Source organism: Janibacter sp. CFPM2_SD2, assembly GCF_057364645.1.
In genome coordinates, this window is record NZ_JBNFOF010000010.1 from 23,196 (window position 1) to 32,045 (window position 8,850).

The window sequence follows — 8,850 nt, forward strand, 5'->3', positions numbered from 1 at the left end:
GAGACGGCTCAGATGTCGAAGTACATCTCGAACTCGTGCGGGTGCGGGCGGACCTGCAGCGGGAGCACCTCGTTCTCGTACTTCCACTGGATCCAGGTGTCGATGAGGTCCTGGGTGAAGACGTCGCCCTCGAGCAGGAACTCGTGGTCGGCCTCGAGGGCCTTGAGCACCTCGGGGAGCGAGGTCGGGACCTGCTCGATGGCCTCGTGCTCCTCCGGGGGCAGCTCGTACAGGTCCTTGTCGACCGGCTCCGGGGGCTCGATGCGGTTCTTGATGCCGTCGAGGCCGGCCATCAGCTGCGCCGCGAAGCACAGGTAGGGGTTGCTCGACGGGTCCGGGATGCGGAACTCGACGCGCTTGGCCTTGGGGGAATTGCCCGCGATCGGGATGCGGATGCAGGCCGAGCGGTTGCGGGCCGAGTAGACGAGGTTGATCGGGGCCTCGAAGCCCGGGACCAGGCGGTGGTAGCTGTTGGCCGTCGGGTTGGTGAAGGCGAGCAGCGCGGGGGCGTGCTTGAGCAGACCACCGATGTACCAGCGGGCGATGTCGGACAGGCCGCCGTAGCCCTGCTCGTCGTAGAAGAGCGGCTCGCCGTCCTTCCACAGGGACTGGTGGGTGTGCATGCCCGAGCCGTTGTCGCCGAAGATCGGCTTCGGCATGAAGGTGGCCGTGCGGCCCTCCTGCCAGGCCGTGTTCTTGACGACGTACTTGAACTTCATGATGTCGTCGCCGGACTGGAGCAGGGTGTTGAACTTGTAGTTGATCTCCTGCTGACCCGCGGAGCCGACCTCGTGGTGGGCGCGCTCGACCTCGAGGCCGACGGTCTTCATGTTCAGGCAGATCTTGTCGCGCAGGTCGGCGAAGTGGTCCACCGGCGGCACGGGGAAGTAGCCGCCCTTCATGGCCGTCTTGTAGCCCTGGTTGCCGCCCTCCTCCTTGCGACCGGAGTTCCACTTGGCCTCGATCGAGTCGACGAAGTAGTAGGAGCCCTGCGGCTGGGTGTCGAAGCGCACGTCGTCGAAGACGTAGAACTCGGCCTCGGCGCCGAAGTAGGCGGTGTCGGCGATGCCGGTCGACTTGAGGTAGGCCTCGGCCTTCGCCGCGACGTTGCGCGGGTCGCGGCTGTACTGCTCACCGGTGAAGGGGTCGACGATCGAGAAGTTGACGATGAGCGTCTTCTCCTCGCGGAAGGGGTCCAGGTAGGCGGTCTTGATGTCCGGGACGAGCTTCATGTCGGACTCGTGGATGGCCTGGAAGCCGCGGATCGAGGATCCGTCGAACATCTGGCCCTCGGTGAAGAAGTCCTCGTCGATCGACTCGGCCGGCACGTTGAAGTGCTGCATGATGCCCGGCAGGTCGCAGAAGCGGATGTCGACGAACTTGACGTCCTCGGCCTTGATGAACTCAAGGACCTCGTCAGGGGAGCTGAACAAACCATCCTCCTGGGGTGGGGCGGCAGGCCGCTCTGACCCGCCGCTTCAACTGTTGGTGATGACTGTAGGCACGGCCGGTTTCTCGACCATGACCCGAATGTTTCACCGGTGTTACATGAGACGTGCGTCCCACGTGCTGAGACCAACCCTAGCGCTCGGGACGACGGCCCGGCAGGAGCGTCCACGGGCGTTGCATAGGCTGCCCCGGTGAGCAGCAGCACCGGCCGTCCCGTCCCGACCCCTGACGAAGGGGGGAGCAGCGCCGGTTTTGCTCGGCGCCTGGTGGCGGTCGTCATCGACTGGGTCGCCTGCCTGCTCATCACCAACGGCCTCATCGGCCGCTTCGTCGAGCTGAGCCCGGAGGCCTTCTCCTTCGTCCCGCTCGGGCTGCTGTTCCTGCTCAACCTCGTCGGCGTCACCCTCGGTGGCGCGACCTTCGGTCACCGGCTCCTCGGGCTGCGGGTGGTGCCGCTCGTGGGGGAGTGGGTCACCCCCCTTCGCTCCGCGGTGCGGGCCGCCCTGCTCTGCCTCTTCATCCCCGCGCTCGTCACGGCGAAGGGGGACGGCCGCGGCCTGCACGACCTCGCCGCCCGCACCCACGTCGTCCGGGTCTGACCAGCGTCTCCCGCCCTTGAACTCCGCAAAACCCTAGGGTTTTGCGGAGTTGGGCGCTGTGGGTCGGCCCGTTCAGCCGCGGAAGAAGGTCAGCGCCACCCGTGACAGGTCGAGCAGGTCACTGGTGCCGGCCAGCTCACGGGCCGAGTGCATCGACAGGATCGGGATGCCGACGTCGACGGTGCGGATGCCGAGGCGGGTCGCGGTGATCGGCCCGATCGTCGACCCGCACGGCACGGTGTTGTTGGACACGAAGTCCTGGCTCGTCACACCGGTCTGCGCGCACCACCCGCGCCAGGCCGCGGCGCCGACGCCGTCGCTGGCGTAGCGCTGGTTGGCGTTGATCTTCAGGATCGGGCCGGAGCCGAGGACCGGCCGCACGGCGGGGTCGTGCTTCTCGGGGTAGTTGGGGTGCACCGAGTGCCCCACGTCGCTGGAGACGCACCACGACGACGCGAGGGCACGCAGCCGCTCACCACGGTCGGCACCGAGGGCGATGCCGATGCGCTCGAGCACCTCCTCGAGGAAGGGCCACCGGCGCCGTGCGGGTCGCCGAGCCGACCTCCTCGTGGTCGAAGACGGCCAGGAGCGGGATGTGATCGCCCGCGCCGTCCTCGAGCTGGGTCATCGCGACGGTGCCGGCGTGCACGCTGGCGAGGTCGTCGAGGCGGCCGGCGGCGAAGAAGACGTCGTCCTTGCCGAAGACGGCGCCGCGTGCGGAGTCGGCCGTCATGAGGTCGTAGCCGCGCACCCGCGTCGCGTCGACGCCGGCCGTCGCGGCGAGCTCGCCGATGAGGTCGGCAGAGGCAGCCGCGCCCACGCCCCACACGGGCTGGGTCTGCACCTGCTTGTCGAGGGCGAAGCGCTCGTTGGCCTCGCGGTCGAGGTGGATCGCCAGCTGCGGCAGCCGCAGCAGCGGCCCTGAGTCGGCGAGCACCTCGGTGCCGTCGTCGAGCACGAGCCGACCGGCCAGGCACAGCTCGCGGTCGAGCCAGGAGTTGAGCAGCGGCCCGCCGTAGACCTCGACGCCGGCCTGCAACCAGCCCAGGCGACCGGTGGTCGGCTGCGGCTTGAGCTTGAAGCCGGGGGAGTCGCTGTGCGCACCGAAGATGCGCACAGGCGTCGTCGTGGTCGCCCCCTCGGGCACGACCCAGGCGATGACCGCGCCCTCGCGCAGGACGAGGTAGCGGCCCGGTCCCTGCGGCCACGCATCCGTCTCGCGAAGGGGGGCGAAGCCCGCCTCCTGCAGGCGGCGAGCCACCTCGGCCGCCGCGTGGTAGCTCGACGGCGACGCGGCGACGAAGTCGGCCAGGTCCTCGGCGTGGGTGGTGGCGGCAGCAGGCACGAGTGGGTCTCCCGGAGGTCAGCGGGTGGGGGCCGTGGGTGTGTCCGGGCCGCTCGACGCGGGCGGACCTGTGGGGTCAGCGGCCGCGCAGGGCGCTGCGGTTCATCCGCGCACGGGTCGGGTCGACGCCGGCGGGGACGCCCTGGCGGATGCCGGGGAGGGACTTCAGCCGCTTGTTGACGACGGCCATCTCCTCCTTGCTCAGCTCGGGGCGCAGGCGGGTGAGGGTCATGCGGATCTTGCGCGGGTGCAGCTCGCCCTCGGCGGAGCCGACGATGTAGGTGTGCACCGGCACGCCGGGGGCGACCCGGTTGACCTTCTTGGTCTCCTTGGCGAAGAGCTTGTCGACGCGGTGCTTCGGGCCCTCGCCGAGCAGGACGATGCCCGGGCGGCCGAGGGCGCGGAAGACGACGGCGGCGGTGTTGATCTCGCTCGGCTTGGTCGCGTCGGCAGCGACCGGCTCCTGGTCGAAGTACCACCCACGACGCAGGGTCGACATGCCACCGATGGCGGCGCCGCGCTGGCCCTCCATCTGGGCGAAGGCGGCCCGCTCGCCGCGGCGCGAGAGCACGATCATCGCCGCGAGTGCGGCGAAGGGCAGCGCGACGAGCAGCGAGGCGAAGACGTGGCCGAAGACCAGGCCGATGATCGCTCCGATGGCGAGCACGACGACGAAGGCGAGGGTCATCCACAGGGTCACCTGCGGGTCGATCGCCTTGATCGTCTTGTAGACCGAGGCGATCCGCTTGAAGGGGTTCTCGCGCTTCGGCTTCTCGGGCTTGTCGTTCTTGCTGGCCATGGGGAGAGAGTCTAGTTGCTCGGGTGGGGTGCCAGGTCAGCCGTCGGTGCCGGTGGCGGGCTGGTCGAGGATCGCCTGCGCACGCGACTTCGCGACGAGCGACGAGGCCTCCTGGCGGGCCGGCTCGTCCACCGCAGCGGCGAGGTGCGACAGGTGCTCGGGGATCGGGCGGCCCCACTTGGCCATGGCCGTCGAGTAGAGGCGGCCGGCGCGGTAGCTCGAGCGCACGAGCGGCCCGGCCATGACGCCCTTGAAGCCGATCTCCTCGGCGAGCTCGCTCCAGTGGACGAACTCCTCGGGCTTGACCCACCGGTCGATCGGGTGGTGCAGCTTCGACGGGCGCAGGTACTGGGTGATCGTGATGATGTCGCAGCCCGCGTCGTGCAGGTCGCGCAGCGCGGTCTCGATCTCGTGGTCCTCCTCGCCCATCCCGAGGATGAGGTTGGACTTCGTCACGAGCTCGGCCTCGCGGGCCATCGACAGCACCTTGAGCGACTTGTCGTAGGTGAAGGCCGGGCGGATCTGCTTGAAGATGCGCGGAACGGTCTCGAGGTTGTGCGCGAAGACCTCGGGGCGGGCATCGAAGACCTGACCGACGAGCTCGGGCTTCGCGCCGAAGTCGGGCGGGAGGATCTCGACGCCGGTGTTGGGGTTGAGTTCGTGGATGGCGCGGATCGTCTCGGCGTAGAGCGCGGCCGCACCGTCGGGCTGGTCGTCGCGGGCGACACCGGTGACGGTGGAGTAGCGCAGGCCCATCTCGCGGACGGACTCGGCGACGCGGCGCGGCTCGTCCATGTCGAGCGAGGTCGGGCGGCCGGTCGCGATGTCGCAGAAGTCGCACCGTCGGGTGCAGACGTCACCGCCGATGAGGAAGGTCGCCTCGCGGTCCTCCCAGCACTCGAAGATGTTGGGGCAGCCGGCCTCCTGGCACACGGTGTGCAGGCCCTGCCCACTCACGCGGCCCCGGATGGCGTTGTACTCGGGGCCCATCTTGGCGGTGGTCCGGATCCACTCCGGCTTGCGCTCGATGGGGGTCTCGGCATTGCGCGCCTCGACGCGCAGCAGACGACGTCCTTCGGGTGCGACGGTCACGCAGCTCTCCTGGCAATCTCGGTGACCCCGGTGGTGTCCGGAGTCACTCCAGACTACGCCGCCACCGTGGAGGGCCGAAGGGGGGCGACGCGGACCCCCCTTCGCCACTACACTGTGTAGTAGCCGCGGGCGAGGCCCGCGCCCGACGCAGGAGGTCGTCATGACGGAATCACCTGTCCACGTGATGCGCGCCGAGGAGAGCTGGGAGGCGCTGCATGCCAACGAGTTCGGACGCCTGGCCTTCCACCTCGCGGGGGAGGTGCACATCGTGCCGATCAACTACGCCGCGGACGGTGAGGTCCTGCTCTTCCGCACCTCGCAGGGCAACAAGCTCCTCGGGATCGTCATGAGCGCCGACGTCGCCTTCGAGATCGACGGCTACGACTCCGCGCACGCCTGGTCGGTCATCGTGCGCGGCAACGCACGGGTGCTCGAGACGACGGACGAGCAGGCGCGGGCCGAGGCGTCGCGGCTGCGCTCGTGGGTCCCGACGGACAAGGACGTCTTCGTCGAGATCACGCCCCGCGAGGTGAGCGGGCGGCGCTTCGACCTGGCCAAGCCCTGGGAGCACATGATCCCGACCGGCTGACGCGTCGGTCAGGCGCCCTGCGCCTGAGCAGCCCCTGTGGTGAGCGGCAGGTCCTCGGTCATCACCTCGAGCAGGTGGGCCCGGGCCGAAGGGAGGATGTCGGCCACGGTGATGTCGCGACCGGTCTCGAGGGCCAGGGTCGAGACGTCGGCATCGGGGATGCCGCACGGGACGATCGTCTGCGTCCACGACAGGTCGCAGTTCACGTTGAGGCTGAAGCCGTGCATGGCGACGTCGCGCGAGACGCGGATGCCGATCTGGCCGAGCTTGCGGTCGCGGGTGCCGTCGGTGCCGGGCACCCAGATGCCGGAGCGGCCGGGCACGCGGGTCGCGGTGACGCCCACGTCGGCGGCGACCCGGATCATCATCTCCTCGAGACGACGCACGTGGGCGATGACGTCGCGCCGTCCGGGCAGGTGGGCGATCGGGTAGCCGACGAGCTGCCCGGGGCCGTGCCAGGTGATCTTGCCGCCACGGTCGACGTCGATGACGGGGGTGCCGTCCATCGGTCGCTCGTGGGGCTCGGTGCGCTTGCCCGCGGTGTAGACGGCGGTGTGCTCGAGCAGCAGGGTCGTGTCCTCGAGATCGCCGGCGACGACGGCGGCGTGGACCCGCTTCTGGTGCTCCCACGCGGTCAGGTAGTCGACGGTGTCTGGGGCGAAGCCGAGCTCCTCGAAACGCATGGCCGCCAGCCTACGCCGCGCCCGCGGCCCTCCCTTCGCCCTCCGCCACGTCGCCCATCCGCACCCGGCACGAACTCTGCAAGACCCTGGGGTCTTGCAGAGTTCCGCTCGAAACCCTGCAAGACCCTAGGGTTTTGCAGGGTTCGGGGAGGGCTGTGGAAATCTCGGCGGCCGGATCGGCGCGATCCGTCAGGGTGGAGGGCATGGACGAGATCCCACCCGAGGTCCCCGGCTATCGCCTGACCCGCCTGCTCGGGACCGGCTCGACGTCGACGGTCTGGCGGGCGCGGCGCGAGTCCGACGACGAGCTGGTGGCGATCAAGCTGCTGCGCGGAGGAGCCGACGACGAGGCGCTGCGCGAGTACTCGATGCTCCAGCACGCGGCCGCCGAGCACGTGGTCACCCTGCACGAGGTCCGCGAGGTCGACACCGACGAGGGGCCGGCCACGGCCCTCGTGCTCGAGCTGCTCGCCGGCGGCAGCCTCGGCCGCGTCGTCGCCGAGCGGGGGCCACCTCACCCCGGGGGAGACCGTCACCGTCATCGCGCCGATCGCCCGTGCCCTGGCCGGGCTGCACGGCCTCGGGGTCGTCCACGGCGACCTCAGCCCGGGCAACGTCCTGCTCGACAGCACGGGTCGGCCGGTACTCGCGGACCTCGGCTTCTCCCGACTGACCGGGGAGGCGCCGGGCGACGTGCACGGCACCGACGGCTACGTCGCGCCGGAGGTCCTCGACGGCGAGGAGCCCCAGCCGGGCCAGCGACGTCCACGCCCTCGGCGCGCTCGCCTGGCTGTGCCTCGTCGGGGAGCCCCCCGGCCACGTGGCGGACCGGCTCGACCTGGGTGCGGGCCTGGCCGACCACCCCGCCCTCGTCGACGTCGTCGAGTCCTGCCTCGCGGGTGACCCGGCGAGCCGTCCGGAGGCCGACGAGGTGGCGGTCGACGTCTTCGACGCGGCAGCGGCGCAGCCCCTGCGCATGACCGCCACCGGTGATGTCGCCTCGGGTCTGACGCGGCGCATCCGTGAGGCGGCGGCCCGGGACGGGGTGCAGGTGCCCGACTGGCAGCGTGAGCTCGTCGCCGACGAGGCGCCCTCGCCGACCCGGCGGTGGTGGCAGCGCCGACGCGAGGAGGAGCGGACCGCGAGCGAAGGACCGCGAGCGCGGGCCGGACGCCACGCGGCACCCCGCCGTCCCCGTGACGAGGACATCGATCTGTCACGCGACGCCGACGTGTCATCCACCCGGGACATCGCGCGGGCGGCCGAGCAGGGTCCGAGCAGCCGTCGCCTCGCGGTGGCCGTCACCGTCGCGCTGGGGCTGGCCCTCGCGGTCGTCGTGCCATGGCGGCAGCTGGCCTCCGCCGATGACGAAGGGAGCGCCCCCGCGCCCCCGCGTCGGTGGTCGCGACGGACGATCCGGCCGGGACCGGCTCGGCGGACGCCGCCGACACCCGCGTGCTCACCGATCGCTCCGCACCCCGGTCGGCGCCTGTGCGTCTCGCGCAGGCCCTGACGACGATGCGGCAGCAGGTCGTCACCGACCTCGACCCGGTCGTGCTCGGCCGGCTCGACGAGCAGGGCTCACCGGCGGCGATGCGAGATCGCGAGCTGCTCGAGGAGCTGCGTGCGGGTGGGCTGCGCTACGAGGGGCTGTCGATGAGGTCCGCTCGGCGAGCCTGGAGCGCACGAGCGGCAGCACCGCCGTGCTGCGCACGGTCGTCGACGAGGGCGCGTACTCGGTCGTCGGCCGCGACGGCTCGCGCCAGCAGCGCCCGGCGCGACGTGCGCAGCGCGCCGACCTCGTGCTCGTGTGGGACGGGAGGTGGCGGGTGCGGGACGTCACCGCGTCGGACGCGGGCTGAGCAGGTCGTCGAGGGCGTCGTCGAGGTGGGGGTGCCGGTGCTCGAAGCCGGCTGCGTCGAGCCGCTGGGGGAGCACCCGGGTCGAGGCGAGCGCTTCGCCGGCGAACTCGCCGATCGCCAGCCGCATCGCGACCGCCGGCGTCGGCACCACGGCGGGGCGGTGCAGCCGCCGCCCGATGCCGCGGGCGAGCTCGCGCTGCCGCACCGGGTGGGGCGCGGTGAGGTTGACCGGCCCCTCGAAGGTCGGGTCCTCGACGAGCCGGGTGTAGACGCCCACGACGTCCTCGAGGGAGACCCACGGCAGCCACTGCCGGCCCGAGCCGAGCGGGCCGCCGATGCCGAGACGTCCGACGAGCAGCATCGGGGCCAGGGCGCCACCGTGAGCGGCGAGGACGATGCCGGTGCGCGCGTGCGCCACGGGGACACCCGCAG

9 protein-coding genes and 3 pseudogenes are annotated in these 8,850 nt (G+C 71.2%); 6 read left to right on the top strand and 6 right to left on the bottom strand.

The features are described 5' to 3' along the window. Nucleotides 1-8: 8 nt before the first annotated feature. Complete coding sequence (gene glnA, locus AC2W7J_RS01970; protein WP_072624367.1) at nt 9-1,433, bottom strand: type I glutamate--ammonia ligase; 1,425 nt, start codon at nt 1,431-1,433, stop codon at nt 9-11. 207 nt (nt 1,434-1,640) lie between these two features. Between glnA and AC2W7J_RS01975 the strand changes: the two genes are divergently transcribed. Continuing rightward, nucleotides 1,641-2,048, top strand: coding sequence for an RDD family protein (locus AC2W7J_RS01975; RefSeq protein WP_485981252.1), 408 nt, complete (start codon nt 1,641-1,643; stop codon nt 2,046-2,048). A gap of 72 nt (nt 2,049-2,120) precedes the next feature. Here the strand turns inward: AC2W7J_RS01975 and AC2W7J_RS01980 are convergent. The 3 genes and pseudogenes from AC2W7J_RS01980 to lipA all read right to left on the bottom strand — a co-directional run bounded on the left by AC2W7J_RS01980 (nt 2,121) and on the right by lipA (nt 5,284). Continuing rightward, nucleotides 2,121-3,393 (bottom strand): annotated as a pseudogene (locus AC2W7J_RS01980) (M18 family aminopeptidase). A 76-nt stretch (nt 3,394-3,469) separates the two neighbouring features. After that, nucleotides 3,470-4,192 carry a DUF4191 domain-containing protein gene (locus tag AC2W7J_RS01985; RefSeq protein ID WP_485981254.1) on the bottom strand — a complete coding sequence of 241 codons (723 nt, stop codon included), beginning with the start codon at nt 4,190-4,192 and terminating at the stop codon, nt 3,470-3,472. 36 nt (nt 4,193-4,228) lie between these two features. After that, entirely contained in the window at nt 4,229-5,284 is a 1,056-nt protein-coding gene (lipA, locus tag AC2W7J_RS01990; protein ID WP_421008595.1) for a lipoyl synthase, read from the bottom strand. A 160-nt stretch (nt 5,285-5,444) separates the two neighbouring features. Between lipA and AC2W7J_RS01995 the strand changes: the two genes are divergently transcribed. Continuing rightward, complete coding sequence (locus AC2W7J_RS01995) at nt 5,445-5,873, top strand: pyridoxamine 5'-phosphate oxidase family protein (protein ID WP_485981256.1); 429 nt, start codon at nt 5,445-5,447, stop codon at nt 5,871-5,873. Between the two features lie 8 nt (nt 5,874-5,881). On the opposite strand, the gene lipB is transcribed toward AC2W7J_RS01995, so the two are convergent. After that, nucleotides 5,882-6,556 (bottom strand): lipoyl(octanoyl) transferase LipB, encoded by a 675-nt coding sequence (lipB, locus tag AC2W7J_RS02000; protein WP_485981258.1) that lies wholly within the window; start codon nt 6,554-6,556, stop codon nt 5,882-5,884. 203 nt (nt 6,557-6,759) lie between these two features. On the opposite strand from lipB, the pseudogene AC2W7J_RS02005 reads away from it, so the two are divergent. The 4 genes and pseudogenes from AC2W7J_RS02005 to AC2W7J_RS02020 form a co-directional block, all read left to right on the top strand. Further along, nucleotides 6,760-7,050, top strand: a pseudogene (locus AC2W7J_RS02005) (protein kinase domain-containing protein); the annotation flags it as partial. A 25-nt stretch (nt 7,051-7,075) separates the two neighbouring features. Further along, nucleotides 7,076-7,459, top strand: a pseudogene (locus AC2W7J_RS02010) (protein kinase domain-containing protein); the annotation flags it as partial. Continuing rightward, complete coding sequence (locus AC2W7J_RS02015; RefSeq protein WP_485981262.1) at nt 7,377-8,069, top strand: serine/threonine-protein kinase; 693 nt, start codon at nt 7,377-7,379, stop codon at nt 8,067-8,069. The pseudogene AC2W7J_RS02010 and the gene AC2W7J_RS02015, both read left to right, overlap by 83 nt. Before the next feature lie 190 nt (nt 8,070-8,259). Then, nucleotides 8,260-8,418, top strand: coding sequence for a hypothetical protein (locus AC2W7J_RS02020; RefSeq protein ID WP_485981259.1), 159 nt, complete (start codon nt 8,260-8,262; stop codon nt 8,416-8,418). Here AC2W7J_RS02020 and AC2W7J_RS02025 read toward each other — a convergent pair. After that, a partial coding sequence (locus AC2W7J_RS02025; RefSeq protein WP_485981260.1) for a DUF1731 domain-containing protein occupies nt 8,396-8,850 on the bottom strand: 455 nt, incomplete at its 5' end. The two genes, AC2W7J_RS02020 and AC2W7J_RS02025, sit on opposite strands and share 23 nt — an antisense overlap.

Coding starts and splice junctions, on each gene's coding strand:
- AC2W7J_RS01995 (WP_485981256.1), top strand. CDS start 5,445: ATGACGGAATCACCTGTCCACGTGATGCGCGCCGAGGAGAGCTGGGAG.
- lipB (WP_485981258.1), bottom strand. CDS start 6,556: ATGCGTTTCGAGGAGCTCGGCTTCGCCCCAGACACCGTCGACTACCTG.
- AC2W7J_RS01985 (WP_485981254.1), bottom strand. CDS start 4,192: ATGGCCAGCAAGAACGACAAGCCCGAGAAGCCGAAGCGCGAGAACCCC.